The organism is Streptomyces sp. NPDC047081, from assembly GCF_040643775.1.
Classification (GTDB): Bacteria; Actinomycetota; Actinomycetes; order Streptomycetales; family Streptomycetaceae; genus Streptomyces.
Map to the genome: position 1 here is coordinate 46,580 of NZ_JBEYUY010000007.1, position 25,909 is coordinate 72,488.

The window sequence follows — 25,909 nt, forward strand, 5'->3', positions numbered from 1 at the left end:
GGGGAGTCTTAGCGTTCGAGGACGAGGGCGAGGCCCTGGCCGACGCCGATGCAGAGGGTGGCGACGCCAACGCCCGTGCCCTTGCGGGCGAGTTGGTGGGCGACGGTGCCGGCGAGGCGGGCACCGGAGGCGCCGAGCGGGTGGCCGAGGGCGATCGCGCCGCCCTGAGGGTTGAGGATCTGCGGGTCGAACTCGGGCCATTCGGCGACGCAGCCGAGCACCTGGGCGGCGAAGGCCTCGTTCAGCTCAAGGACCGACAGGTCGTCAAATACCTTGCCCGCCTTGGTGAGAGCGCGGTTGACGGCCTCGACCGGCGCGAGTCCGAAGTACTGCGGGTCGACGGCGTGCACGCCGGTCGCGGAGACACGGGCCAGCGGCTCGCGGCCGACCGCCTTCAGGCCCTCCTCGTCGACCAGGAGCAGGGCGGCGGCACCGTCGTTGAGCGGCGAGGCGTTCCCGGCGGTGACGGTGCCGTTCTCCTTGCGGAAGGACGGCTTGAGCTTGGCCATGGCGGCCAGGGAGGCGTCCGCGCGAACCGACTCGTCGGCGGCGAGGACGACCGGGTCGCCCTTGCGCTGCGGGATCGACACGGGGGCCAACTCGGCGTCGAACAGGCCCTGTTGCTGGGCTGAAGCCGCCTTCTGGTGCGAGGCGAGCGCGAACTCGTCCTGCTGCTCACGGCTGATCTTGTGCTTCTCGGCGATCAGCTCGGCGGACTCGCCCAGCGGGATGGTCCACTGCGGGTCCATCCTCGGGTTGACCATGCGCCAGCCGAGGGTGGTCGAGTACAGCTCGGTGTGGGCGGCGGGGAAGGGCTTGTCGTTCTTGGGCAGGACGTAGGGGGCGCGGGTCATCGACTCGACACCGCCGGCCACGGCGATGTGGGCGTCGCCGGCCGCGATGGCGCGGGATGCCTGGATGACGGCTTCGAGGCCGGAGGCGCACAGGCGGTTGACGGTGACGCCGGGCACGGAGGTCGGCAGGCCGGCGAGCAGCGCGGCCATGCGGCCGACGTTGCGGTTCTCCTCGCCCGCGCCGTTCGCGTTGCCGAAGTAGACGTCCTCGATCCGGGCCGGGTCCAGGTCGGGGGTGCGGGCGATCAGCTCGCGGATGGCGTGGGCGGCCAGGTCGTCGGGACGCACGCCCGCCAGACCGCCGTTGTAGCGGCCGATCGGGGTGCGGACCGCGTCGACGATGTAAACCGTGTTCACAGCAGGTCCTCCGCAACGGTCAGCTTCGCGTCGGTCTTGGCGACCACGTCTTCGACGTTCACATCGGGCGCGACCTCGGTCAACACGAGCCCGTCCGGTGTCACGTCGATCACCCCGAGATCGGTGATGACTCGGTTCACACACGCTTTGCCTGTGAGCGGCAGCGCGCAGTCCTCCAGGATCTTCGCCGAGCCGTCCTTCGCGGTGTGCGTCATGACCACGATCACCGTCCGGGCTCCGTGTACGAGGTCCATCGCCCCGCCGATCCCGGTGATCAGCTTCCCGGGGATCGCCCAGTTCGCCAGGTCGCCCTTCGCGGAGACCTGCATCGCGCCCAGCACCGCGACGTCGATGTGCCCGCCGCGGATCATCGAGAAGGACAGCGCCGAGTCGAAGAAGGAAGCGCCCGGCAGGACCGTCACGGTCTCCTTGCCGGCGTTGATCAGATCCGGATCGACCGCGTCCTCGGTCGGATACGGCCCGGTGCCCAGGATGCCGTTCTCCGACTCCAGGATCACCTCCACACCCTCCGGCAGATAGTTCGGGATCAGCGTCGGCAGGCCGATGCCGAGGTTGACGTACTGCCCGTCCTGAAGTTCGCGCGCGGCCCGGGCGGCCATCTGCTCACGTGTCCAGGCCATCAGCTGCTCACCGTCCGCTGCTCGATCTTCTTGTCCGCCGCCTGCTCCGGACTCAGCGCCACCACCCGCTGCACGAAGATCCCCGGCAGATGCACCGCGTCCGGGTCGATCTCGCCGGGCTCGACGAGTTCCTCGACCTCGGCGACCGTCACCCGCCCGGCCATCGAGGCAAGGGGGTTGAAGTTCCGGGTGGACTTGTTGAAGACCAGGTTCCCGTGCCGGTCGCCCTTCGCCGCCCGCACCAGCGCGAAGTCGGTGCGGATGCCCCGCTCCATCACGTACTCCACCCCGTCGAACTCCCGCACCTCCTTCGGCGGCGAGGCCAGCGCGACGCCGCCCTCACCGTCGTAACGCCACGGCAGCCCGCCCTCGGCGACCTGCGTGCCCACACCCGCGGGCGTGAAGAAGGCGGGGATCCCCGCGCCGCCGGCCCGCAGTCGCTCCGCCAGCGTGCCCTGCGGGATCAGCTCGACCTCCAGCTCGCCGGCCAGGTACTGCCGCGCGAACTCCTTGTTCGCCCCGATGTAGGAGCCGGTGACCCGCGCGATCCGCCCGGCGGCCAGCAGGACCGCGAGGCCGGACTCCATCGCCCCGCAGTTGTTGGAGACCACGCCCAGAGAGCCGACGCCACGCTCGTACAGGGCCTGGATCAGCACGTTCGGCACCCCGCTCAGCCCGAAACCGCCGACGGCGAGTGTGGCGCCGTCCGGCACATCGGCCACCGCCTCGGCGGCTGTGGCGACCACCTTGTCCATCCGTGAAGCTCCATCCCGTCCGAGCGCCGGCCAAGCGTCAAGCCCGGCCATGCATTAATCAGGGCACTGACTATTTCGGTGAAGTTTCCTTCACGCTGCCACCGGAAGGGAGCGGCGTCAAGACCCAGGAGAAGCGTGAGGTCAGGGGAGGCGTCCCGGTGTAGAGACAGCCGGATGTACGGCGGGTATCGTTCAGTGCACCAACGAATTCGACCTCGGGGAGCGCACATGGCCGCGGTGGACCTCACCTCCCACCCCGGGCACCTGGCCCGGCGGCTGCAGCAGGCCCACTACCTGCTGTGGAACACCATGGTCTCGGAGGAGATCACCTCGCCGCAGTTCGCGGTCCTCAACGCGCTCGTCGCCGAGCCCGGCCTGGACCAGCGCACGGTGGGGGAGCGGGTGGGGCTCGACCGGTCCACGATCGCCGAGGTGATCAGCCGGCTCGGCAAGCGAGGGCTGCTGGACAAGGTGCGCGACCCGCAGGACGGCCGCCGCTTCCTGCTGCGGCTGACGGACGAGGGTCTGCGCACCCACCGCAAGCTGACCGTGCGCACGGCCCGGATGAACCAGGTCTTCCTGGCTCCCCTCTCCGCCGACGAGCAGGCGCTCTTCTTCGAGCTCATCCGGCGGGTCGCGGACGCGGCCGAGGGGCTCCGCAACCCGGCGGAACCCCTCGTCGCACAGCGCTGAACGGGGACGCGGTCAGGAGGCCGCCTTGGCGAAGACCACCCACACCTGGCCCTCCGCGAAGTTCACCGGCGTACCGTCCGCGGTCGTGAAGTCGGTGCCGTCGGTGGCCTTCGCGCGCTTCCAGTCCACGTCGTAGGCCTTCCCGTCCCGCAGCACCGTCGCCTTCCCGGAGCCCACGGTCTCGGTGTACGGCGTGTTGTTGCCGAGGAAGTCGTGGAAGCGGGACTTGCGGATCTTCACGTACTGCACGACGACCGTCGCCGGTGCCACCCGCTTCCCGTCGGTGGTCACGGTGGGCGTGCCGTCCATCGAGACCAGCCAGCGGTCGCGGTCCTCGGACCAGGTGAAGTCGAAGCGGGCGGACGGGTAGCGGACGGTGACCGACGTGTCCGGCGTGCCGCCGGCGGGTGCGGCGCCGTACCGGAAACCGTTGGTCAACGCCTCCGAGCCGGGTGCCGACGGCATCAGGCGGTCGGGGTGCAGGTAGAGGTTGTGGGGTGAGGGCTTGTCGGTGCCGCGGGAGTAGGCGCCGTCGACCTTGCCCGGGGGCTCGGCGGTGAGCGGGGCTTTGTCGATCAGCGGCAGCAGTTTGTGCTGGGCGCCGGAGAAGGCGAGCGTCGGGTCGTCGTACTGGCGCAGCAGTTCGAGGTCGGACTCGCGGGCGCTGCGGACCGGTCCGACGGACTTGGGCAGCTTGCTCGCGTAGACCGCCATCAGTCTGCTGAGGCCGCCCTCGACCTGCTCGGCGTAGATGACGTCGGCGGAGCGCAGCCCGGTCTGGGGGCGGGCCGCGGGCACGTTGTCGATCTTCACGGCGAGCACGGGGGCGCCGGCGGCGGCGCTCTGGTCCGGGGAGGCGGAGGGGGAGGCCGGCGGCTGCAGATGCCCGCGACCGTCGTCCACCGGGCGGTGCCCTCCCGTGCAGCCCGCCGCGAGCGCGGCCGTCACCGTGGCGGCCAGCAGCGCCACCGTCGTCGAGGCATGTCTTCCACGTGCCGTTCGTCCCTTGCTCACCGTGGCCACCATCCGCATCCCGTGTCATCGATTGTGCGCTTATAAGTTCATTCGTGGCCATACCCGCTCGGTTCTGATTGTGCGCGTTGAATACGCCGATCGGACGTGAACGAGGGTGAACGCCGGGTACCCGGGCGCCGTCGCACCACCCGAGACACCGACGCGACGGAGGGAGCGTCACGCCATGAAGGCTGTGACCTGGCAGGGCAAGCGAGACGTACGGGTGGAGGACGCGCCCGATCCGAGGATCCAGAAGCCGACCGACGCGGTCATCCGCATCACCTCGACCGGACTGTGCGGCTCCGACCTGCATCTGTACGAGGTGCTGACCCCGTTCATGACCCCGGGCGACATCCTCGGACACGAGCCGATGGGCATCGTCGAGGAGGTCGGCGCCGGGGTGCCGGACCTCGCGGTGGGCGACCGGGTCGTCGTGCCGTTCCAGATCGCCTGCGGCGACTGCTGGATGTGCCTGACCGGGCTGCCCACCCAGTGCGAGACCACCCAGGTCACGGGCGAGGGCATGGGCGCCGCCCTGTTCGGCTACACCCGGCTGTACGGCGCCGTCCCGGGCGCCCAGGCCGAGTACCTGCGCGTCCCGCAGGCCCAGTTCGGCCCGATCAAGGTGCCGGACGGCCCGCCCGACGACCGCTTCGTCTACCTCTCCGACGTGCTGCCCACCGCCTGGCAGGCGGTCTCCTACGCCGGCGTCCCCGAGGGCGGCAGCGTCGCCGTGCTCGGTCTCGGGCCGATCGGGGACATGGCCTGCCGGGTCGCCCAAGTCCGCGGCGCGGGACGGGTGTTCGGCGTCGACCTGGTGACCGAGCGGCTGCGCCGGGCGCGGGCCCGCGGTGTGGAGACGTACGACCTCAGGGACTTCGACGACGAGAAGGAGCTGGTCTCCGCGATCCGCGACGAGACCGACGGACGCGGCCCCGACGCGGTGATCGACGCGGTCGGCACCGAGGCCCACGGCAGCGCCGCCGCCCGGCTCGCCCAGCAGGCCTCGGCCCTGCTGCCGCGCAGGCTCAGCGGCCCCTTCGCCGAACGGTTCAGCGTCGACCGGCTCGCCGCCCTCCACACCGCGATCGACCTGGTGCGCCGCGGCGGCACGCTCTCCCTCGTCGGCGTGTACGGCGGCACGGCCGACCCGCTGCCTCTGCTCACCCTGTTCGACAAGCAGATCCAGATCCGCATGGGCCAGGCCAACGTGCGCCGCTGGAGCGACGAGATCCTGCCGTACCTGACCGACGAGGACCCGCTCGGTGTGGACGACTTCGCCACCCACCGGGTGCCGCTGGCCGAGGCACCGCGCGCGTACGAGATGTTCCAGAAGAAGCGGGACGGCGCGGTGAAGGTGCTGATGACGCCCTGAGCCGAGAGCTTCCCCAGGAGCGCCTTCTTCAGGGGCTGCCCAGGATCTCGCTCAGGTCATAGCGCACCGGCTCCTCCAGCTGCGCGTACGTGCAGCTCTCCGGCGTGCGGTCCGGGCGCCAGCGGCGGAAGCGGGCCGTGTGCCGGAAGCGCGCGCCGTTCTCCATGTGGTCGTAGGCGACCTCGATCACCCGCTCCGGGCGCAGCGGCACCCAGGACAGGTCCTTCTTGCCCGACCAGCGGCTCGGCGCGCCGGGCAGCCGGGCCGTTTCGTGCGCCGCCTCGTCGGACCAGGCCGCCCAGGGATGCCCCTCGGCGCTGTCCATCCGCAGCGGCTCCAGCTCCTCGACCAACTCGGCGCGCTTCTTCATGGCGAACGCGGCCGACACGCCCACATGCTGGAGCCGGCCCTGGTCGTCGTACAGGCCGAGCAGCAGGGAGCCGACGATCGGTCCGCTCTTGTGGAAGCGGTAACCCGCGACCACCACGTCCGCCGTGCGCTCGTGCTTGATCTTGAACATCGCGCGCTCGTCCTGGAGATAGCGCAGGGTGAGCGGCTTGGCGATCACACCGTCCAGACCCGCACCCTCGTACTGCTCGAACCAGCCCTGCGCGACCTCGACGTCGGTCGTCGCCGGCGCGAGGTGCACCGGCGCGGTCACGCCGTCCAGGGCCCGGGTCAGCAGGGCGCGCCGGTCGGTCAGCTCCACGTCCAGGAGCGACTCGTCGTGCAGCGCGAGCAGGTCGAAGGCCACGAAGGACGCCGGGGTCCGCTCGGCGAGCGTCCGGACCCGGGAGTCCGCCGGGTGGATGCGCTCGGTGAGCGCGTCGAAGTCGAGCCGCCCGTCGCGCGCGATGACGATCTCGCCGTCCAGCACGCACCGCTCGGGCACCCGCTCCTTCAGTGCGGCCACCAGCTCGGGGAAGTACCTGGTCAGCGGCTTTCCGGTACGGCTGCCGAGCTCGACCTCGACCCCGTCACGGAACACGATCGCCCGGAACCCGTCCCACTTCGCCTCGTACTGCATGCCCGGCGGGATCTTCGCCACCGACTTGGCGAGCATCGGCTTCACGGGCGGCATCACCGGGAGATCCATGCTCCGATTCTGCTCGCACATGTCGGCCTTCGCCCGGTGTGCGAGCTTTGCGAGGTGCGCCTACCGTGGCCGCATGGGCGAAGCGGTGGAACTGGAAGCGGGCGGGCGTACCGTCCGGCTCTCCAGCCCGGACAAGATCTTCTTCCCGGAGCGCGGATTCACCAAGCTGGACCTCGCTCAGTACTACATCGCCGTCGGCCCTGGCATCCTGCGCGCCCTGCGTAACCGGCCCACCACGCTGGAGCGCTACCCCGACGGCGTGACCGGGGAGAACTTCTTCCAGAAGCGGGCGCCCAAGAACATGCCCGACTGGATCCCGCGGGCCCACATCACCTTCCCCAGCGGCCGCAGCGCCGACGAGATGTGCCCCACCGAGGAGGCCGCGGTCCTGTGGGCCGCCCAGTACGGCACTCTCACCTTCCACCCCTGGCCGGTACGCCGTGACGACGTCGACAGCCCCGACGAACTCCGCATCGACCTCGACCCGCAGCCCGGCACCGACTTCGACGACGCGGTGCGCGCGGCCTTCGAACTGAGGGGCGTGCTGGAGGAGTTCGGCGGCCTGCGCGGCTTCCCCAAGACCTCGGGCGGGCGCGGCCTGCACGTCTTCGTGCCCATCGAACCGCGCTGGACCTTCACCCAGGTCCGGCGCGCCGCCATCGCCGTTGGCCGCGAGCTTGAGCGCCGGATGCCGGAGCGGGTGACGATCAAGTGGTGGAAGGAAGAGCGGGGCGAGAAGATCTTCGTCGACTACAACCAGACGGCCCGCGACCGCACCATCGCCTCCGCCTATTCGGTACGGCCCCGCCCGCACGCCCCCGTCTCCGCGCCGCTGCGCTGGGACGAGGTCGGGGAGGTGCATCCGCAGGACTTCGACCTCGCGACCATGCCCGCGCGCTTCGCCGAACTGGGCGATGTGCACGCGGACATGGACGATCACCGCTACTCACTGGACGCCCTGCTGGAGCTCGCCCGCCGCGACGAGCACGACCACGGGCTGGGCGATCTGCCGTACCCGCCGGAGTACCCCAAGATGCCGGGGGAGCCCAAGCGGGTACAGCCGAGCCGCGCGAAGAAGGAACAGCCGGGACCTACAGGTCCTTGAACCGGAGGTCGCAGTCATTGGCGGGACCCCATGTCGTGGAGGGCGCCGAAGCGTCGGGGCCGACCCGGCCCGCGTACAGGACGTCGGTCTTCTTGTCGACGAAGATCCGGGCGGGGTTCCGTACGCCACGATTCCGGGGTACGAGCCGCACGATCACAGGGCCGCCGCCCACGAGCACTGACGGATCGCGAAGTCGTCGTCCGCTTCGGTGGCGCTCTCACACGGCGAGAGCGCTCTCACGTCCTGTGCGCCCGGCGTTATCCTGATCGGCACCCCGTCGATGAGGAGCCCCGAAGTGACCGACACAGCGCCGCGTCCCACTCTGGAGGCCGTGGCCGCCCGGGCCGGGGTGTCCCGGGCCACCGCCTCGCGGGTGGTCAACGGCGGGGACGGGGTGCGCGAGCCGCTCGTGGCGCGGGTGCGGCGGGCCGTGGAGGAACTGGGGTACGTACCGAACCAGGCCGCCCGCAGCCTGGTGACCCGGCGGCACGACGCCGTCGCCGTGGTCATCGCCGAACCGGAGACGCGGGTGTTCGCCGACCCCTTCTTCGCGCTTCAACTCCGCGGTATCAGCAAGGAGTTGACCGCGCACGACAATCAACTGGTGCTGCTGCTCACGGAGGGACGCGACGACCATGCGCGCGTCGGGCGGTATCTAGCCGGTGGTCATGTCGATGGCGCGCTCGTTTTCTCGCTGCACCTCGACGATCCGCTGCCCGAGCTGATCCAGCGGGCCGGTGTGCCCACCGTGTTCGGAGGGCGGCCCGGCTGGAGCGAAGGCGGTGGTGGCGCGGCGGCCGTGTATGTCGACAGCGACAACCGGGGTGGGGCGCGGGAAGCGGTCCGGCATCTGGTCGGGCTCGGGCGTACTCGCGTCGCGCACATCAGCGGGCCGCTGGACCAGACGTCCGCGGCGGACCGGCTGGAGGGGTACCGGGATGTGATGGGGGGCGCGGATCCGGGGCTGGTCGTGGAGAGTGACTTCACTCCGGCCGGGGGTGAGCGGGCCATGCGGGAGCTGCTCGATCGGTGTCCCGACCTGGATGGTGTGTTCGCCGCCAACGACCTCACCGCCTCGGGGGCCCTGCGTGTGCTGCGTGAGCGGGGGCGGCGGGTGCCGGAGGACGTCGCGGTGATCGGGTTCGACGACATGTTGCCGGTGGCCGAGCAGACGGATCCGCCGCTGACCACTGTCCGGCAGGACATTGAGGAGATGGGGCGGCTGATGGCTCGGCTGTTGCTGCGTGTCGGCGTGGAGCAGGGGGCTGAAGGCGCGCCGGCCAGCGTGGTTTTGCCCACCACGCTGGTGCGGCGCGCCTCCGCGTAGTCGTCTGCGGCGCCGTTGCGGCTGGTCGCGCCCACGCGGCGGAGCCGCAAATTGATACGGCCCCGCGCCCCTATCGGGGCGCGTTCCCCTTTATGCCTGTTGTGTTGCGCTCTTGATCACCGCGAAGCGGGCGCCATACGGGTCCGTCAGTTTGGCGAAGCGGCCCACGCCCTCGATGTCCGTGGCGGGGACTCGGACCGTGCCGCCCGACTCCTGGGCCTTGGCCACCGTGGCGTCCGTGTCCGTGACCTCGAAGTACGGGAGCCAGTACGCGCTGTCCTCTGACGGGTCGTCGGCCAGGGGGACCACCCCGCCGAACATGGAGTCCGCGCCACCCCCCGCAGGGTTGAAGGTCGTGTACGTCCCGCCCGGGAAGGACACCGCCTCGGTCTCCAGGCCCAGCGTCTCGTGGTAGAACCACGCGGCCGCCGCGATGTCCGGGGTGTAGAGCTCGACCCAGGACAGCGAACCGGGCTCGTTCGCCACGTCGACACCCTTGGTGCGGCCCGGCTGCCAGATGCCGAACGGCACGCTCGCCTTGTCCGCGAGGATCGCCATGTGGCCCTCGCCCATCACGTCCATCGGCTGCATGAGCACACTGCCGTGCGCCTGCTCGGCCGCCTTGGCGGTGGCCTCGGCGTCCGCGGTCTGGAAATAGACGGTCCAGGAGGGCGGGCCCTGCTCGGGCGTGGTCTGCATGCCGCCGGCCGCGGTCTTCCCGCCCAGCTGGAAGAAGCCGTAACCGCCGGCATCCGGTCCCGCCGACTGGAACTCCCAGCCGAAGAGACCGCCGTAGAAGGAAATGGCGCCGTCGATGTCGGATGTGCCGACATCGATCCAGTTCGGAGCGCCGTTGACGAAACGGGTGGTGAGCATCATCGCCCTCCTCGGAAGGGTCCCGTTCTCTGCACTGCCGAGTCTTGCACCGCCCACTGACAATCGCCGCCGGAGTGTTCCGCGCGCCGCCGTGCGCGCCGGGGTGCGGGCACGTCACCATCGGGTGGCCGGGGGCCGCGCACGGCGCCGTTGAGCGCGCGTTGATCGAACGTTTTTCGGCGCCCGGCACGATCCCGTCCATGCACATCGACACGATCCCACCGGCCGACCTCGCCTGGCAGGCCCAGGCGCTGTGCGCGCAGACCGGGGCGGACTTCTTCTTTCCCGAGCCGGGCAGCTCGGTACGTGAGGCGAAGCGCATCTGCGGCATGTGCGAGATGCGGCCGGCCTGCCTGGAGTACGCGATCAGCAACGACGAACGCTTCGGCGTGTGGGGCGGGCTGTCGGAGAAGGAACGGCTGGAGCTCCGGCGCCTGCAGAATCGGTGAGCCGAACGTCCCCGGCTGCGGCTAGGATCCGGGGGCGCACCCGGGCGTAGCGCAGAGGCAGGCGCACTCGCCTTGCTCAGGCGGAAGACATCGGTTCGAATCCGGTCCCCGGGTGCGTCCGGGGCCCTGTAGAGCAGAGGCAGACTCGCCGCCCTCTCAAGGCGGATACGCCGGTTCGAATCCGGCCGGGGCCCCTCCACAGGGGGCGGTAGCGCAGAGGCAGGCGCACCTGCATGGCATGCAGGACACGTCGGTTCGAATCCGGCCCGGCCCATGGCAGGACAGGGCACGGACGGGGCGGGGACACATGGACGACGTGATCGGCGCGGTCGGCGCCATCGGCGAGGAGGAGCTGGCCGCCTTCCACCGCACGGTCGGCAGGCTGCGCGAGCTGCCCGTCGACGACCCCGTACGGCTGAGGGCCGAGCAGGTCGCCGCGTCGTTCGCCCGGGACGGCCGGCTGCGGCGGCGCAAGGCGCGCGGCGCCGAGCAGTCCGCGGAGGACGCCGACGTCATGGCCGCCACCGCGACCGGCGCACGGGACCGGCGCGAGGACGCGCCGCTGGCCGTCCCCGGCAGCGCGGGCGTCTTCCGCAAGGCGCGCAGCTGTTACGTCTGCAAGTCGCCCTATCGACAGGTCGACGCCTTCTACCACCGGCTCTGCCCGGACTGCGCCGCCGACAACACCGCCCGGCGCGCTCTGAGCACCGATTTGAGCGGGCGCCGCGCGCTGCTCACCGGCGGCAGGGTGAAGATCGGCTTCCAGCTCGCCCTGATGATGCTGCGGGACGGCGCCGAAGTGCTCGTCACCTCGCGCTTCCCGCACGACACCGTGCGCCGCTTCCGGGCCGAGCCGGGCAGCGGGAAATGGCTCGACCGGCTGACCGTGCTCGCCGTCGACCTGCGCGATCCACGCCAAGTGCTCGGCTTGTGCGAGGAGTTGCGCCAGGAGGGCGAGCCGCTCGACATCCTTGTCAACAATGCCGCGCAGACCGTGCGCCGGCCGCCCGAGTCGTACGCGCTGCTCGCCGCCGGCGAGTACGAGGCGCTGCCCGAGGGCGCGCGCCGGGCGCCCGGCTTCTCGTCCCTGCGGATGCTGGAGAGCGGCGCCGCGTCCCTGCCGGTGGCCCTCCGGGAGGCAGACGAGGCGGGTCTGCTGCCCGACCCGTCCCCGGAGAACTCCTGGTCGGCGACGCTCGGCGCGCTCGACCCGGCCGAGGTCCTGGAGACCCAGCTTGTCAACGCCCTCGCGCCGGCCCTGCTGTGCGACCGCCTGCTGCCGCTGCTGCTCGCATCACCGCACCCGCGCCGCTACATCGTCAACGTCACCGCCGTCGAGGGCCGCTTCACCGTCCGCAACAAGATGCCGGGCCATCCCCACACCAACATGGCCAAGGCCGCCCTCAACATGCTCACCCGCACCAGCGCCGCCGAACTCGCCCAACAGGGCGTCCACATGTGCGCGGTCGACACGGGCTGGATCACCGACGAGAACCCGGCCCCGAAGAAGGAACGCATGGCGCACGCGGGCTTCCGCACCCCCCTGGACATCGTGGACGGAGCGGCCCGCGTGTACGACCCGATCGTGCGGGGCGAGGCGGGCGCCCCGGTGTCCGGGGTGTTCCTGAAGGACTACCGGGAGGCGGAGTGGTGAGGGGGGAGAGGGAACGGCCGGAGGACGGGGCGCAGAGCACGGGAGGTATGCCCGCGTCCTCTCCGGGCGGCTTCGCCGGCGTGCCCCTTGTCGTGCCGCGGCCGCTTGCCGAACTCGGCCCGCTGCTGGACTGGTTGCGAGCCGGGCGGGCGGTGGGGGAGCGGGTGGACTTCGCCGCGGGGACCGCGTTGCCCGACGGGCGGCTCGATCTGTGCAAGCAGGGGCTGGGCGCGGAGGGCGCCTCTCTCGTGGCCGAGGCGTTGGCCCAAGGGCCTTCTCCGGTACGGCATCTGCTGCTCGGGACCGACGGGCTCGGCGACGAGGGGGCCGCGGCCGTGGCCGGGACGGGTGCCGGCGTCGAGACGCTCTACCTCGGTTGCAACGGGATCACCGAGGGCGGCGCCTGCCGGATCGCCGACCAGCTGCGCGCCTCGCCCCAGGTGGTCACCGGGGTGTGGCTCAAGCGCAATCCGCTGGGCAGTGGGGGAGGACGCGCGGCGGCCGAACTCATCGAGTCCACACGCACGTTGCGGACCCTCGACCTCGTACAGACCGGGCTGGACGCAGCGGGCTTCACCGTGCTCGTCGACGCGCTGCTGGCAGCTGCAGCCAACGGACGGCGGATCGAGCGGCTCTTCGTCGGCGGCAATCCGCTGGGCGAGGCGGGCGCGCAGGCATCGGCCGAGGTCGTGGCCGCCGGCGCGGTCGACGAACTGTACGTGTCCGCCGCCCGGTTGGGAGACGCGGGTGCGCTCCGCCTCGCCGACGCCCTGGACCGGGCGCCGCACGGCCGGCTCACCCGCCTCTCCGTCGCCAGCAACGGCATCGGTCCGTCGGCCACCGCCCGGCTCGTGTCGGCCGCCACCACGTCCGGCGTCACCCTGCTCGACCTGGGCCGGGTACGAGCGGCCGCCGTGCTCCGGGCGGCGGACAACCGCGTCGACCTCGCGGCCGCCGAGACGATGGCGGACGTCCTGGCCCGCACCGAGCACCGCCTGAGCCACCTGGTCCTCACCCACACGGGGATGCGCAGCCGTGAGGCCCACCGCCTCCTGGACACCGCACCCCGCGCCACCACGGCCACCCGCTTCGTCCTCGGCCAGGGCATCGCCGCCAGCGTCAAACGCCGCCTGGAAGCCCTCAGCGCACACGTCCCCGCTCCGCGGGTCCCGGCCGACGTCGCAGCGGTTCGCAGCGTGCACCGGACGCCGCCGCCGTCGAGTCCCGGCCGGGACGGGTGATCAGCGCCGCAGCTCCATGAACACCTCCGTCCAGAACCGCTGTTGCCGCTCCGACGCACCCACCAGATACGTCGCCCGAAGCTTCGCCGGCAGCAGCGCGACCAGCCGGGTCACCGCGGCGCGGTGCTTCTTCAGCTGGGACAGCTCCGCGTTGGCGAGGATCTGGTGGACCACGTCGCTGTCGTCGCCGCCCTCCGTGGAGTGCTCGGCGGCGCGGCGCAGCCGGGTCTCCCAGGCCTCGACGTCACGGGCGAGCTCGCGCAGGCCCGTGACCGGGCGACCCTTGAACCGGTCCATCAGCGCGGTGAGCGGCACGGGCGCGTACTCGCCGTCGCCGAGATAGACCGTGCCCATCTCCAGCGGCAGCCCACGCCGGTGCAGCTTGATGAGCCGCTCCAGGGTGCGCTTGGTGATCCAGGCCCGCCCGTCGTCGTCGATGTCGTGCTTCCACCACTCCAGCACCGTCTCGGCGTCCGAGCCGTAGCGCGCGAGCAGCCACTCATTGGCCGGTATGTCCTCCGGCTCCACCTGCAGCGACGCCGTGAACCGGGTCGCCTGCGCGATGTTGTTCCGCGCGACCAGCATCTTGCGACCCAGGTGGTACGGCGGATTCTGCACCGCGATCTGCGCCCGCAGATGCTCGATCCGCCGCCCCGCCAGCGACCACTCCTGCGTGATCTCCATGAGCTTGGCGAACGCAGCCTTGTCCTTGGGCCGGTTGTACTCGTCCCACACGATCGCCTTCGGCTCCGGCCCCGTGAACTTCGCGGCCAGCAGGTTCTCCAGCGTCCCGTCCGCCGAGGGGATCGGCGCGCACAGGTCCTCGACGTTCGTGACCGGCAGGGAGAAGTACAGCGGCTCCCGGCCCAGCCCCTCCCGCAGCGTCTCCCGCACCAGCTCCGTCTTGCCGCAGCCTGGCGGGCCCTGCAGCAGCACCGTCCAGCGGCCCCGCAGCGCGGCGCGCACGACCTGCCGTACCGGATCGGAGATCGTCGGCGGGTTGGGCACACCGAGCGCCTCGGCGATGCGGTCCAGGATCTCCGCCGTACGGTTCTGCCCGGGCCCGCCGTCCGCGAGCGGCTCGGCCAGCCGCAGCCGCTCGCCGTCGACCAGGGGCAGGCCCCAGCGCAGCGGGAAGCCCTCCCTGGCGTTCGCCAGGACGTGGTCGAGCGTGCGCGGCGACAGCAGTTCCCGGAGCGCCGGGGACAGCGACGCCCACAGCGAGAACACCGGACGCAGGTCCCACGGGCGGTACCTGGCGGCCAGGTGCCGTCGCCAGGCCGTGTCGTTCGCCGTGATCCGCAGCGTCACCATGCGGTCCAGGAGCGCGAGGTCGCTGCGCCGGGCCGAGGTCTCGGCCAGCGACTCGTTGTCCGTCAGGAACACGCCGATGCAGCCCAGGGCGCGCAGATCGTGCTCGCCGAGCGTCCAGTTGCAGGCGATCTGCATCAGCTGCGACTGGATCGTCTCGCCGGCCTGCAGGGAGTCGTCGATGAGCAGCACGAACGGTCTGCCGGGCTTCAGCTGGCTCATCACCAGCTGGCGCAGTACCAGTTCACCGGTGCGCGGGTCACGCACCGGCGCGTTGACGAGCAGGTCGTCCGGCGTGAGGTTCGCCGCCGGCACGTACACCAGCGTCGCGTCCGGGTGGGCGCGGGCTATGTGGGAGAAGAACGTCGCCGTCTTGCCGATGCCGTGCTCGCCGAAGACCTGGCCGGTCTGCCCCATGTCGATCATCGCGTCGATGAAGGCCTCCAGGCGCGAGACCTCGGCGGACCCGCGCGAACCCTCCGTGCGGCTCAACTGCCCCTGCTGCGTGGTCATGTGTCCCTCACCTCGATCCTGTCGTGACGCGATGGCAGTCCATCGCCGGTGTGTGCGTTTCGGGCCACTCGCTGCCGCCCTCGGTGATCAGCCAGATCCACTTGTCCGGCTCGGCGGGCGTGATCGGCGGGGCGTAGCCGTCGGTGAGCATCACCACGGCGTCCGGGGTCACGTCGAAACGCCGTCCGCCCACCTCCGTACGCCCCTCCACGTAGTCCGCGACCGCCTGGAAGCTCGTGCCGCCCCCGCCGAACACCCGCTCGCCCGGCTTGAAGGGCATCACCACGGCGTCGAAGGACAGCCAGTGTGCCTCCACCCCGTCGATCCGCCCCACGAGCCGGGTCAGCCACGTGATCACGTGGTCCGGCATCGAACCCGAGGTGTCGTACGCGACGACGAGCACCTTGTCGCGCACCGGGCCGCGCCGCGAGAGCATCGGGTCCTGGCCGAGCGCGGCGAGCAGCGCGCCCCGCTTCTTCGGGTAGACGAGGCGCTCGCCCTCGCGCAGCTTCGAGCCGAGCACGTCGACCAGCCAGCGCTGCCACCAGTCGACCGTACGCGTGCGCGTGGTCTCGCCGCGCAGCGCGCCCGCGCCGAGGCTGCCCCAGATCTTCGCCGCTCGTGCGTTGCCGTCCTCGGTGCGGCCCATCAGGTCCAGCAACTCGCCCTCGGCGCCCGCGTGTCCACGCCGTGCGGCCAGCAGGGAGTTGAGCAGCGCCGAGGAGGCCACGGCGTCGACGGTCTCCTGGTCGGCGGGGACGGTCCCGTCCAGCAGGTGCACGCACGACCGCCGCTGCACGACGGGCGGTCGGTGCATCCGCTTCAGCTCGCCGTACACCCGCATGTCCGTCTCGGTGAACGTCCCGTACGGCACCGGCTCCAGACCGTGCGCCGTCAGGTCCGCGACGTAACCCTCGTACACCTGCCGCGGATTGACGCCCGTCGGCCGGCCGTCCAGGAGCGGGAGTTCCTTGCGGGTGAGCCGGACGAGTGCCACGTGGTTGATGGACACCTCGGCGGCCAGCTCGAAGACCGGGTCCTCGCGCAGCTCGGGGTCGGCGAACAGATGCCGCTGGAGCAGGTGCCGTGCCTCGTGGAACAGCACGAACTTCACGCCGTCCAGGCCGAGTCGGACGAAGAAGTCCGGGTTGTAGAGCAGCAGGCACGAGCCGTCGCCGGAGGCCACCACGGCCGCCGTGTCCACCGCCGTCGTCGGGATCTGGTGGTGGCACTTCGCGTACAGCCACGAGGCCACCGCCGACTCGGTCAGCCCGAAGTCCAGCAGCGCGGCCTCCTTCAGCCGCCGCGCCTCCTCGACCACCGCCGCGTCCGCCGGCCGGTACCGCTCCAGCGCCCGGCGGTCGGCCAGGTCGACCACCGGGGCACGCCGCCCCCGCTCTCCGTACGCCATCCCCGTGCCCCCCCGTGCAGAACTTCCCCCGTGCCTCATTGGTAGCAGCGCCCACTGACAACGGGCCAACGCATTACGCTCTGGCGCCAAGGGCGGGGTCGTAGCGCAGAGGCAGGCGCACCGGTCTCCAAAACCAGAACACGCTGGTTCGAATCCAGCCGCCCCGCCCCCCTACCCGCGGGTGCTCACGCGATGGCGCCCGCGGTCACCACGAGCTCCGGCACGGAGCCGTGAAACGTGCCGAGCAACTGGGCCAGCACCGCCCAGGCCTCCTCGCGGCCGCCCAAATGCTCGCGCACGAGCGGCCGTAGCGCGTCCTCGGCCTCCCGCACGCGCGCGGGGAACATCACCGGGCCCGCGGAGAGCGTCCCGAGGGTCTGCGCGGCGGGAGCGTGCGTGGTCGCGTACTCCGCGGGGCCGTCCAGGACTCCGGCCTGGCGGACGCGGTTGGTGAACTTGCGGTGGCTGCCGAACCGGGCGCGCAGGGCGGGCGGGCAGTCCGGGCGGATGGACAGGGCCCAGCGGGCGTAGCCGGGCAGCGGCCGCTCGCCGTGGGCCTCCGCGACCGTCCGCCAGTCCTCGCGCGTGCAGACGGTGTCGGCAGCCTCGCGCGCGGCGCTCATGGTGGTGGCCGCGTACAGCGCGCCGGTCGTTCCGAGGCGCGTGACCCGCTCCGGGACGGGCAGTTCCAGGTGCCGCAGACTGTCGTCCACCGGGACCGGGCCCCGGGTGCCGGAGCCGAACGGCACACCGCGCAGGACGGCCCGCCGCAGCGCTGCCTGCCCGGAAAGACGCGGCCACACCACGACGTTCAGGTCGGGGTCGTCCTCCTCCAGCACCCACAGCAGCACCGACGAAAGTACGTACGTTCCCTTCCAGGGCGAGGCCGTCCGCAACCGCCGCCGGGCCGTGGCGAGGCCTGTCGGCTCGTACGAGGGAAGCCCGATCCGCGCCCGGATCCGGTCGGCGTCCGTGTCGTCGGCCAGGCCGATCAGGAGGTCGACGCCATGGCCGGAGGTGATGTCAGCACGCATGCGACGCATGATGCCGCGGGCCTCCGGCCACACGCACCGGGATATCGGTGGCGGCCGGAACTCCGGCTCGCCGTCGGCCGTCAGGCCCCCGCGCGCGCCGCCATCCGGGCCTTCCGCGCCGCCAGCTTCTCGTCGAACTTCAGGGCCTCGGCGTCCAGCCCGCCCATGAACAGGCCGAGCTCCTCCTGGGCCTGCCGGCCCTCGGGGCCCAGGCCGTCGATCTCCATGATCTTCAGGAAGCGGATGACCGGCATGAGCACGTCGTCGTGGTGGATACGGAGGTTGTAGACCTCGCCGATCGCCATCTGCGCGGCGAACCGCTCGAAGCCGGGCATGCCGTGGCCGGGCATGCGGAAGTTCACGACGACGTCGCGGACCGCCTGCATGGTGAGGTCGGGGGCGAGCTCGAACGCGGCCTTCAGGAGGTTGCGGTAGAAGACCATGTGGAGGTTCTCGTCGGTCGCGATGCGCGCCAGCATGCGGTCGCAGACCGGGTCGCCGGACTGGTGGCCGGTGTTGCGGTGCGAGATGCGGGTCGCGAGCTCCTGGAAGGCGACGTAGGCGACCGAGTGCAGCATGGAGTGGCGGTTGTCGGACTCGAAGCCCTCCGACATGTGCTGCATGCGGAACGCCTCCAGCTTGTCCGGGTCCACCGCGCGCGAGGCGAGCAGGTAGTCGCGCATCACGATGCCGTGCCGGCCCTCCTCGGCGGTCCAGCGGTGCACCCAGGTGCCCCAGGCGCCGTCGCGGCCGAAGAGCGAGGCGATCTCGTGGTGGTAGCTGGGGAGGTTGTCCTCGGTGAGGAGGTTCACCACGAGGGCGATCCGGCCGATCTCCGTGACCTTGGACTGCTCCTTGTCCCAGGCCTCGCCGTCCTCGAAGAGGCCCGGGAAGTTACGGCCGTCCGACCACGGCACGTACTCGTGCGGCATCCAGTCCTTGGCCACGTTCAGATGCCGGTTCAGCTCCTTCTCGACCACTTCCTCCAGCGCGTACAGCAGCCGGGCGTCGGTCCAGACGGCGGGGCTGCCGAGGGAAGGGGAAGTGATCGTCACGGGAACTCCATGGGGACGAGCAGCAAAAGCGGAAGAGACCGGCGAGCGGCGCCGGAACCTACGGAATCGTAGGCTACGAAACCGTAGGTTACGAGACCGTAGGTTAAGCGCGCTGTAAAGATCCCTGATCAGGCCGGTCGCCCAAGGCTTCCGAGGGCATGCCGAAAAGCCTCAGGAGCCGCAGGTCCCGGGGCTGAAGGGGTGAGGCGCTCACCCGTCAGGCGTACAGATCCCGCATCCGCACCGAGAGGCACGTCACACAGCCCTCGAGCTTCTCGAACTCGCCGATGTCGACGAGGACGGGCTCGAAGCCGAGATCGGCCAGCAGTTCCGCCGTCTTCGGCGCGCTCGCCGACATCAGCAGCTTGCCGCCGCCGAGCAGCACCACGTGCGAGCCGGATTCCTCGGGCACCGACAGGAAGCGCGGGAACAGCGAGGGCCGGTCCACCTTCGGGATGTGCCCGATGACGGTCCCGTCGGGCAGCGCGGTGACGGCCGACTTCAGGTGCAGCACCTTGCTCACCGGTACGGCGACCACCTGGGCGCCGAGCGGTTCGAAGGCGGCGCGCAGCTGCTGGATGCCGGCCGCGTTGGTGCGCCCGCCCCGGCCGACGTAGACAGTGTCGCCGATCTTCAGCACGTCGCCGCCGTCGAGGGTGCCCGGCTCCCAGATCCAGTTCACCGAGCAGCCGAGCCGCGCCACGGCCTCCTCGACCCCGATGGTCTCCTCGCGCCGCGACTCCGCGCCGGAGCGGGCGATCAGCGCCACGTTCTTGTACATGACCACGGTGTCCTCGACGAACACCGAGTCGGGGTTGTCGTCGGCGGGGTCCACCTCGATGGTCTCCCAGCCGTGCTCACGCAGGGCCTCGACGTACGCCTCCCACTGCTCCATCGCAAGACCGGCATCGACCTTCTCCCGCTCGATGTGCGTCACCAGACCTTCGGCGAGGCGCGGGCTGGGGCGGCGGACGAGGGCCTTCTTGCTGGGCACTGGGGACTCCGTAACGGCGGGACAGCGGATCGGGCGCCCATGGAGCGGGGCCCGGTCCGCCATCATGCAGCGCGGACCGTCCGGGGCAAAACCCCCGTTGCCAGGTCGTGCCCCTCCTGAGATGCGCGAGGGCCTGTCCGGCGGATCAGGCCGTCTGCAAGGTACGGCACCCCTTCGGCCGGCCCGAGCGGGGTCTGGTGCTCCCCCCGCGCGAGCGACGCCGAGCGTGGGGGAGAGCGACGACAACGCGGCTGGGGGTGCCCCCTCTGGGGGAGTGCGTGCCGGGGCCCGCGACGTCGGCATGATCCGCCGGACAGGCCCTACCCCACCTCCTCCGGCGCGGTCTCCCGCAGCTCGCCGTCGAGCAGGAGCCAGCGTGTGATGCCGATCGACTCCAGGAACGGCAGGTCGTGGGAGGCCACGATCAGCGCTCCCTCGTACGACTCCAGGGCCGTGGTGAGCTGTCGTACGCTCGCCATGTCGAGGTTGTTCGTCGGCTCGTCGAGCATCAGCAGCTGTGGGGCCGGCTCGGCCAGCATCAGCATCGCCAGGGCGGCCCGGAAGCGTTCGCCGCCGGACAGGGTCGCCGCCTTCTGGTCGGCGCGGGCGCCCCGGAACAGGAAGCGGGCCAGCCGCGCCCGGATCCGGTTGTTGGTGGCGCCCGGCGCGAACCGGGCCACGTTCTCGACGACCGACCGCTCGCCGTCGAGCACGTCCAGGCGCTGCGGCAGGAAACGCAGCGGCACGTGCGCGTGCGCCTCGCCCGAGACCGGTGCCAGCTCCCCGGCGATGGTCCGCAGCAGCGTCGTCTTGCCCGCTCCGTTGCGCCCCACCAGCGCGACCCGCTCGGGCCCGCGCAGATCGAGCCCCCCGGCCACGCGCGCGCCGTACGCGAGCTCCAGATCCAGGAGGGTGAGCACGGTACGGCCCGGCGGTACGGCGGTGTACGGCAGGTCGATACGGATCTCGTCGTCGTCCCGTACGGCCTCCACCGCCTCGTCGAGCCGCTCCTTCGCCTCGGTGAGCCGCTCCTCGTGCATGATGCGGTGCTTGCCCGCGGACACCTCGGCCGCCCGCTTGCGCGCCCCCATGACGATCTTCGGCTCGCGCTTCTGGTCCCACATCTTCTGCCCGTACCGCTTACGGCGAGCCAACTTGACCTGGGCGTCCACCAGTTCGCGCTTCTGCTTGCGGAAGTCGGCCTCCGCGACCCGCAGCATCCGCTCGGCCGCCTCCTGTTCGACGGCGAGCGCCTCCTCGTACGCGGAGAAGTTGCCCCCGAACCAGGTGACCTCGCCGGAGCGCAGATCGGCGATCTGGTCGACGAGTTCGAGGAGCTCGCGGTCGTGGCTGACCACGACCATCACTCCCGGCCAGGCCGAGACGGCCGCGTACAGCCGCCTGCGGGCGTACAGGTCGAGGTTGTTGGTCGGCTCGTCCAGGAGCAGGACGTCCGGGCGGCGCAGCAGCAGTGCGGCCAGGCGCAGCAGCACCGACTCGCCGCCGGAGACCTCGCCGATGGTGCGGTCCAACTGGATGTGGCCGAGCCCGAGTTCGCCGAGCGTGGCGAGCGCGCGCTCCTCCACGTCCCAGTCGTCGCCGACCGTCTCGAAGTGTTCCTCGGTCACGTCGCCGGACTCGATGGCGTGCAGCGCGGCCCGCTTCGCGGCGATGCCGAGCGCCTCGTCGACGCGCAGGTGCGTGTCCAGCGTGACGTTCTGCGGCAGGTAGCCCACCTCGCCTGCGACGCGCACGGCGCCCTCGGCCGGGGCGAGTTCACCGGCGATCAGCTTCAACAGGGTGGACTTCCCCGACCCGTTGACCCCGACGAGCCCGGTCCTGCCCGGGCCGAAGGCGACGTCCAGCTCCTCGAAGACGGGGGTGCCGTCGGACCAGGCGAAGCAGAGGGATGTACAGGTGATGGAAGTAGACACAAGGCGCCTCGCGGTTGCTCGATGCGATCAGGGGGCAAACGCGTATCGAGACACCTGCGACCCAGGAGACCGGAAGGAAACGGCGGGGCACAAGAAAGGGCCCTGCTCCGTCGGGACGGCTCGAACGCCGAGGTCGCACGCGGCGCACACACCTCAGGTGTGTGACGCGGTGTCTCAGGACCTCAGACGAGCAACGTCCTTCTCCAATCGACGGCAACAGAACCGCTGTACACCGTACGAACGGTGTCGGTGGCTGTCAACGCATTAACGTGAACCCCGATCTCGCCGCACCAAGGAGACCTCGTGCCCCACGGTTCCCTCTCGCTCCCGGCCCGGCTCTGTCTCCTCGCCTGGGACCCCACGGCCGAGGTCACGGGCCCCGCCCACCTGGTACGGGCCGGCGCCCTCGCCGAGTTGGCCCGCGGCGGTCTGCTCACCGACGAGGACGGCATCGCCACGCCGGCCGACATGGACTCCCTCACCGGAGACGCGGTCCTCGACGGTCTCCTGGAACTGGTCCGCGAGTCCCGGCCGCACCGGTGGCGGTCCTGGGTGCCGCTGCACGCGCGCGTGACGTCGGACGCGGTACAGGAGCAGCTGACCGCGGAGGGGTGGCTGCGGGCGGAGAAGAAGCGGGTGCTCGGGGTGTTCCCGAGCGTGGAGCACGTACTGGAGCGGGTGGAGGCGGTGGACGCGCTTCGGGATGAGACGCGGCAGCTGCTGGAGGGGGCCGTGCCGGTCGCCGAGGTCTCCGAGCGGGATGCGGCCGCCGTGGCGCTCGCCGTGGCGGCCGGGTCGCCCGCGCTGCTGCCCGACGGGGACCGTGAGCGGCACAAGGAGCGGGTCGAGGAGCTGATCGAGCACACGGGGGCGCGAGCGGTCGTACAGGAGCTGTGTGCGGCCCTCGCCACCGCGTCACATTGATGTCGGATTCCTGCCAGCCCCGGTCCCGCCGCCGCTGCTTGAGTAAGGCGCATGACCTCATCGCGTGATCGCGCCGTCGCCTTCCGTTCCCTGCATGTCCCCGGTCGCCCGCTCGTCCTGCCGAACGCCTGGGACACCTCCAGCGCACGCCTCGTCGAGGACGCGGGTGCCGCGGCCGTCGCCACCACCAGCGCGGGCCTCTCCTGGGCGCTCGGCTCCGCCGACGGCGACCGGCTGGACCGCGCCACGGCCCTCGACGCCGTCGCCCGCATCGCCGCCGCGGTCGACGTGCCCGTCAGCGCCGACGTCGAGAGCGGCTACGCCGAGGACGCGGCAGGCGTCGGCGACACCATTCGTGCGGTGATCGCGGCGGGGGCGGTCGGGGTGAACATCGAGGACGCCCTGTACGAGGACGGAACGGGACCGTTGCGTCCCGTCGCGGAGCAGGCCGAGCGCATCGCCGCCGCCAGGGAGGCCGCGGACGCTCAAGGCGTGCCGTTGTTCGTCAACGCCCGGATCGACACGTTCCTCAGGGGTGACGGGGATGTGGACCTCACCCTGGAGCGGGCGGCCGCGTTCCTCGCCGCGGGCGCCGACGGGATCTTCGTCCCCGGGGCCGTCGAGCCGGGAACGGTCAAACTCCTTGTCGACGGGATCGACGGGCCGCTCAACGTGATGGCCCATCCCGGCGCGCCGACGGTCGCCGAGCTGGCCGCACTCGGGGTGGCGCGGGTGAGCGTCGGTTCGGGCATCGCGCAGGCCGCGCACGCGCTGGTCCGCCGTGCCGCGCGGGAGCTGCTGGGCGCGGGGACGTACGACACGCTGGCCGACGGGCTCGACTACGGCGAGCTCAACGCCCTGCTGGGCCGGACGCGCTAGCAGGCGTCCCGCATCAGCTCCGCCAGGTCGTGGTCCAGGTCGAGGTGCAGGTGCTCCAGGCCCATGGGGACCAGCTGCCCCGTGGCCTCCAGGAAGCGCCGCAGATCGCCCGAGCGGACGTGCACGACGGCTGTCCCCTCGGGGGCGTGGAACTCCAGGACGGTGCGGTCGTAGCCGTACGGGCGCACTCGTACGTCGCCGTGACCCTCGGCTTGCTCCAGGCCGGCCGCGAGGAGTTCGCGCGAGAAGGTCCAGCAGACCTCCACGCCCTCCAGGGTGGCCGGGGCCGGGAAGGTCATACGGACCGCGAACGGGTCACTACGGTCGTAGTGCAGCTTGGCCGGGATGCTCGGCATCCGCGGCGCGGCGGCGACGAGGCGGGCCTCCACGGGCTGCTCGATGAGGGTGGACAACGCCTTGCTCCCTTGTGACGGCTGAACGGGCTGCCGGGCGGATCGGTCCGGGCACTGCTAGAGACGTCGGAATCGGCCAATCCGTGCACACCAGATTCGAGTGACCTGCGTCACCGCGTTCATGCACGGAAGTGACGTGGTTCATCTCCCGTGCCCCGATGGCCACTTGTGACGGTCACGGGCCTCTGGACGGCGTCCGGGCCGTCGGCTAGCTTCGCCCGCCATGAGGCGCTTGGGGAACACGCGAGGGATGAGACGGACGTTTCGCATGGTGGTCACGGGGGCGGTGTGCTCGGCGGCGCTGACCGCCCTGACCGCCGTACCGGCGCAGGCGGGGGAGCGTGGGGTGGCGCACTGGGAGCTCAAGGCCACCGGCACGCCCGATGTCCGCTTCCGCGGGCTGTCGGCCGTGGGCCGGGACACCGCGTGGGTCTCCGGAACCGGCGGCACCGTGCTGCGCACCACCGACGGCGGCGCGAGCTGGCGGAACGTATCGCCGCCGGGCGCCGCCGATCTGCAGTTCCGGGACATCGAGGCCTTCGACGCGCGGCGGGCCGTGGTGCTGGCCATCGGCGAGGGCGAGGCGTCGCGGGTCTACCGCACCGAAGACGGCGGCGCGACCTGGACCGAGTCGTTCCGCAACACCGACGCCAAGGCCTTCTACGACTGCCTCACCTTCTTCGACCCCCGCCATGGTCTGGCGATGAGCGACCCGGTGGACGGGAAGTTCCGCATCCTGTCGACCGCCGACGGGGGCCGCTCCTGGAAGGTGCTGCCGAGCAAGGGCATGCCCGCAGCGCTGGACGGCGAGGCCGGCTTCGCGGCGAGCGGCCAGTGCCTGGTCTCCTCGGGCCCCTCCGACGTCTGGCTGGCCACCGGCGGCGGGGCACGCGCGCGTGTACTGCACTCCGCCGACCGCGGCCTGACCTGGACGGCCGCCGACACGCCGATCCCGGCCGGCGACCCCGCCAAGGGCGTCTTCGCGCTCGCCTTCCGCGACCGCACCCACGGCCTCGCCGTCGGCGGCGACTACCGCGCCGACCAGGCCTCCCCGCAGGCAGCCGCCCGCACCTCCGACGCCGGCCGCGACTGGCAGCCCGCCGCCACGCCTCCGCCCGCCTACCGCTCCGGCGCCGCCTGGCTCCCGCGCAGCCGCACCACGGCCCTCGCGGTCGGCCCGACGGGCACCGACCTCACCACCGACGGCGGCCGCACCTGGCGGACCGTCGACACGGGCTCGTACGACACCGTGGACTGCGCGCCGGATCTCGGCTGCTGGGCGGCGGGGGAGCAGGGGCGGGTGGCGCGTCTGGAGCGGTGACGAAGGGGGCGTAATGCGGGTACTCGGTCGGCGACCGCGACAGTCGTCGGCCGAATTCGTCGCCGGCCGTGAGAGGAGTGAGCGACCATGCCCGCAGGTTCCAGCTCGAAGCGGGAACGCCAGTACGAGCACATCAAGAAGAGCGCGCAGGACCGGGGCGAGAGCACGAAGCGTGCCGAGGAGATCGCCGCGCGGACGGTCAACAAGGAGCGCGCCCGGTCCGGCGAGTCCAAGCAGGCGAGCCGCACCTCCACGCAGGACATGTCGTCCGGCAAGCGGGGCGGACAGCGCTCCGGCAAGGGCTCCCAGGGCCCGACCCGGGACCAGCTCTACAACGAGGCCAAGCAGCGTGGCATCGAAGGCCGCTCGAACATGAACAAGAGCGAGCTGCAACGCGCACTGGGCGGCAAGAAGAGCTGACCGGGGGCGAGTTCGAGCGGGGCCCGGCGCACGGACCCACCCTGCCCCTCGCGGCGCGCGCACGTCCACGGCTCCGGGGTGCGCGTGCGTCCCTGGACCCGCGGCGCTTGCGCGTCCACGGCCCCGCGGTTCGTGCGCGTCCACGGCCCCGGGGTGCGCGCATGTTCACGGCCTCTGCGGCGCGCACGCGCCTGCCACCCCGGCAGCGCGCGCACGCCCCTGCCCTCGCAGCGCACGCACGCCCCGGCCGCCGCTGGACGCGC

25 protein-coding genes and 4 tRNA genes are annotated in these 25,909 nt (G+C 71.6%); 15 read left to right on the forward strand and 14 right to left on the reverse strand.

The features are described 5' to 3' along the window. Positions 1–8 precede the first annotated feature (8 nt). Genes ABZ848_RS15265 through ABZ848_RS15275 form a run of 3 tightly spaced genes read right to left on the reverse strand, consistent with a single transcriptional unit; the run spans position 9 to position 2,607 of the window. Positions 9–1,211: an acetyl-CoA C-acyltransferase gene (locus ABZ848_RS15265; RefSeq protein WP_360831092.1), complete on the reverse strand. Its 1,203-nt coding sequence runs from the start codon at positions 1,209–1,211 to the stop codon at positions 9–11. After that, positions 1,208–1,852, reverse strand: coding sequence for a CoA transferase subunit B (locus ABZ848_RS15270; RefSeq protein ID WP_360831094.1), 645 nt, complete (start codon positions 1,850–1,852; stop codon positions 1,208–1,210). Before ABZ848_RS15270 ends, ABZ848_RS15265 begins: the two co-directional genes overlap by 4 nt. Next, entirely contained in the window at positions 1,852–2,607 is a 756-nt protein-coding gene (locus ABZ848_RS15275; protein ID WP_360831097.1) for a CoA transferase subunit A, read from the reverse strand. The genes ABZ848_RS15270 and ABZ848_RS15275 overlap by 1 nt, the downstream gene beginning before the upstream one ends. Positions 2,608–2,835: 228 nt before the next feature. Between ABZ848_RS15275 and ABZ848_RS15280 the strand changes: the two genes are divergently transcribed. Next, positions 2,836–3,300 (forward strand): MarR family transcriptional regulator, encoded by a 465-nt coding sequence (locus ABZ848_RS15280; protein WP_360831100.1) that lies wholly within the window; start codon positions 2,836–2,838, stop codon positions 3,298–3,300. 12 nt (positions 3,301–3,312) lie between these two features. Here ABZ848_RS15280 and ABZ848_RS15285 read toward each other — a convergent pair whose 3' ends face one another. Next, positions 3,313–4,326, reverse strand: coding sequence for a DUF3048 domain-containing protein (locus ABZ848_RS15285; RefSeq protein WP_360831103.1), 1,014 nt, complete (start codon positions 4,324–4,326; stop codon positions 3,313–3,315). 172 nt (positions 4,327–4,498) lie between these two features. Here ABZ848_RS15285 and ABZ848_RS15290 point away from each other — a divergent pair, with 172 nt between their 5' ends. Then, the gene (locus tag ABZ848_RS15290) at positions 4,499–5,689 is read left to right on the forward strand and encodes a zinc-dependent alcohol dehydrogenase (RefSeq protein ID WP_360831106.1); all 1,191 of its coding nucleotides are present in this window, start codon (positions 4,499–4,501) and stop codon (positions 5,687–5,689) included. 28 nt (positions 5,690–5,717) lie between these two features. On the opposite strand, the gene ABZ848_RS15295 is transcribed toward ABZ848_RS15290, so the two are convergent. Continuing rightward, positions 5,718–6,785: an ATP-dependent DNA ligase gene (locus ABZ848_RS15295; protein WP_360831109.1), complete on the reverse strand. Its 1,068-nt coding sequence runs from the start codon at positions 6,783–6,785 to the stop codon at positions 5,718–5,720. A gap of 73 nt (positions 6,786–6,858) precedes the next feature. Between ABZ848_RS15295 and ligD the strand changes: the two genes are divergently transcribed. Then, positions 6,859–7,890, forward strand: a complete 1,032-nt coding sequence (gene ligD / locus ABZ848_RS15300) for a non-homologous end-joining DNA ligase (RefSeq protein ID WP_360831112.1) — start codon at positions 6,859–6,861, stop codon at positions 7,888–7,890. Here the strand turns inward: ligD and ABZ848_RS15305 are convergent. Next, positions 7,877–8,041, reverse strand: coding sequence for a hypothetical protein (locus tag ABZ848_RS15305; protein ID WP_360831115.1), 165 nt, complete (start codon positions 8,039–8,041; stop codon positions 7,877–7,879). The genes ligD and ABZ848_RS15305 overlap by 14 nt on opposite strands. Positions 8,042–8,185: 144 nt before the next feature. Between ABZ848_RS15305 and ABZ848_RS15310 the strand changes: the two genes are divergently transcribed. Next, positions 8,186–9,217, forward strand: a complete 1,032-nt coding sequence (locus ABZ848_RS15310) for a LacI family DNA-binding transcriptional regulator (RefSeq protein WP_360831118.1) — start codon at positions 8,186–8,188, stop codon at positions 9,215–9,217. Positions 9,218–9,307: 90 nt separating this feature from the next. On the opposite strand, the gene ABZ848_RS15315 is transcribed toward ABZ848_RS15310, so the two are convergent. Continuing rightward, positions 9,308–10,093, reverse strand: coding sequence for a VOC family protein (locus tag ABZ848_RS15315; RefSeq protein ID WP_360831929.1), 786 nt, complete (start codon positions 10,091–10,093; stop codon positions 9,308–9,310). 200 nt (positions 10,094–10,293) lie between these two features. Here ABZ848_RS15315 and ABZ848_RS15320 point away from each other — a divergent pair, with 200 nt between their 5' ends. From ABZ848_RS15320 to ABZ848_RS15345, 6 genes are all read left to right on the forward strand, one after another. Further along, positions 10,294–10,542, forward strand: coding sequence for a WhiB family transcriptional regulator (locus ABZ848_RS15320; protein WP_360831121.1), 249 nt, complete (start codon positions 10,294–10,296; stop codon positions 10,540–10,542). A 39-nt stretch (positions 10,543–10,581) separates the two neighbouring features. Beyond that, positions 10,582–10,656, forward strand: a tRNA-Ser gene (locus ABZ848_RS15325). 8 nt (positions 10,657–10,664) lie between these two features. Then, positions 10,665–10,736: transfer RNA gene (locus ABZ848_RS15330), tRNA-Glu, on the forward strand. 8 nt (positions 10,737–10,744) lie between these two features. Then, positions 10,745–10,816 (forward strand) — tRNA-Ala (locus ABZ848_RS15335). 33 nt (positions 10,817–10,849) lie between these two features. Beyond that, positions 10,850–12,196, forward strand: a complete 1,347-nt coding sequence (locus tag ABZ848_RS15340; protein WP_360831124.1) for an SDR family oxidoreductase — start codon at positions 10,850–10,852, stop codon at positions 12,194–12,196. A gap of 47 nt (positions 12,197–12,243) precedes the next feature. After that, the gene (locus ABZ848_RS15345) at positions 12,244–13,437 is read left to right on the forward strand and encodes a ribonuclease inhibitor (RefSeq protein WP_360831127.1); all 1,194 of its coding nucleotides are present in this window, start codon (positions 12,244–12,246) and stop codon (positions 13,435–13,437) included. Here ABZ848_RS15345 and ABZ848_RS15350 read toward each other — a convergent pair whose 3' ends face one another. Continuing rightward, positions 13,438–15,261, reverse strand: a complete 1,824-nt coding sequence (locus ABZ848_RS15350) for an AAA family ATPase (RefSeq protein ID WP_360831130.1) — start codon at positions 15,259–15,261, stop codon at positions 13,438–13,440. Between the two features lie 7 nt (positions 15,262–15,268). After that, on the reverse strand, positions 15,269–16,672 hold the full coding sequence (locus ABZ848_RS15355) for a hypothetical protein (protein WP_360831133.1): 1,404 nt from the start codon (positions 16,670–16,672) through the stop codon (positions 15,269–15,271). Between the two features lie 92 nt (positions 16,673–16,764). Here ABZ848_RS15355 and ABZ848_RS15360 point away from each other — a divergent pair. After that, positions 16,765–16,840 (forward strand) — tRNA-Trp (locus ABZ848_RS15360). Between the two features lie 17 nt (positions 16,841–16,857). Here the strand turns inward: ABZ848_RS15360 and ABZ848_RS15365 are convergent. The 4 genes from ABZ848_RS15365 to ABZ848_RS15380 form a co-directional block, all read right to left on the reverse strand. Then, positions 16,858–17,706 (reverse strand): hypothetical protein, encoded by an 849-nt coding sequence (locus ABZ848_RS15365; protein WP_360831136.1) that lies wholly within the window; start codon positions 17,704–17,706, stop codon positions 16,858–16,860. Between the two features lie 80 nt (positions 17,707–17,786). Continuing rightward, positions 17,787–18,761, reverse strand: coding sequence for an acyl-ACP desaturase (locus ABZ848_RS15370; protein ID WP_360831139.1), 975 nt, complete (start codon positions 18,759–18,761; stop codon positions 17,787–17,789). A 217-nt stretch (positions 18,762–18,978) separates the two neighbouring features. Next, positions 18,979–19,755, reverse strand: coding sequence for a dimethylargininase (gene ddaH / locus ABZ848_RS15375; protein WP_360831142.1), 777 nt, complete (start codon positions 19,753–19,755; stop codon positions 18,979–18,981). A 320-nt stretch (positions 19,756–20,075) separates the two neighbouring features. Beyond that, positions 20,076–21,689, reverse strand: coding sequence for an ABC-F family ATP-binding cassette domain-containing protein (locus ABZ848_RS15380; RefSeq protein ID WP_360831145.1), 1,614 nt, complete (start codon positions 21,687–21,689; stop codon positions 20,076–20,078). A 303-nt stretch (positions 21,690–21,992) separates the two neighbouring features. Between ABZ848_RS15380 and ABZ848_RS15385 the strand changes: the two genes are divergently transcribed. Beyond that, positions 21,993–22,613, forward strand: coding sequence for a GPP34 family phosphoprotein (locus ABZ848_RS15385; RefSeq protein ID WP_360831148.1), 621 nt, complete (start codon positions 21,993–21,995; stop codon positions 22,611–22,613). A gap of 51 nt (positions 22,614–22,664) precedes the next feature. Then, complete coding sequence (locus tag ABZ848_RS15390; protein ID WP_360831151.1) at positions 22,665–23,492, forward strand: isocitrate lyase/phosphoenolpyruvate mutase family protein; 828 nt, start codon at positions 22,665–22,667, stop codon at positions 23,490–23,492. Here ABZ848_RS15390 and ABZ848_RS15395 read toward each other — a convergent pair. Further along, positions 23,489–23,905 carry an SsgA family sporulation/cell division regulator gene (locus ABZ848_RS15395; protein WP_360831154.1) on the reverse strand — a complete coding sequence of 139 codons (417 nt, stop codon included), beginning with the start codon at positions 23,903–23,905 and terminating at the stop codon, positions 23,489–23,491. The genes ABZ848_RS15390 and ABZ848_RS15395 overlap by 4 nt on opposite strands. Positions 23,906–24,173: 268 nt before the next feature. Between ABZ848_RS15395 and ABZ848_RS15400 the strand changes: the two genes are divergently transcribed. Both ABZ848_RS15400 and ABZ848_RS15405 read left to right on the forward strand, forming a co-directional pair. Then, a complete protein-coding gene (locus ABZ848_RS15400; protein ID WP_360831157.1) occupies positions 24,174–25,226 on the forward strand; it encodes an oxidoreductase in 1,053 nt (350 codons plus the stop codon). 87 nt (positions 25,227–25,313) lie between these two features. Then, positions 25,314–25,646: a plasmid stabilization protein gene (locus ABZ848_RS15405; RefSeq protein WP_360831159.1), complete on the forward strand. Its 333-nt coding sequence runs from the start codon at positions 25,314–25,316 to the stop codon at positions 25,644–25,646. Positions 25,647–25,909 lie beyond the last annotated feature (263 nt).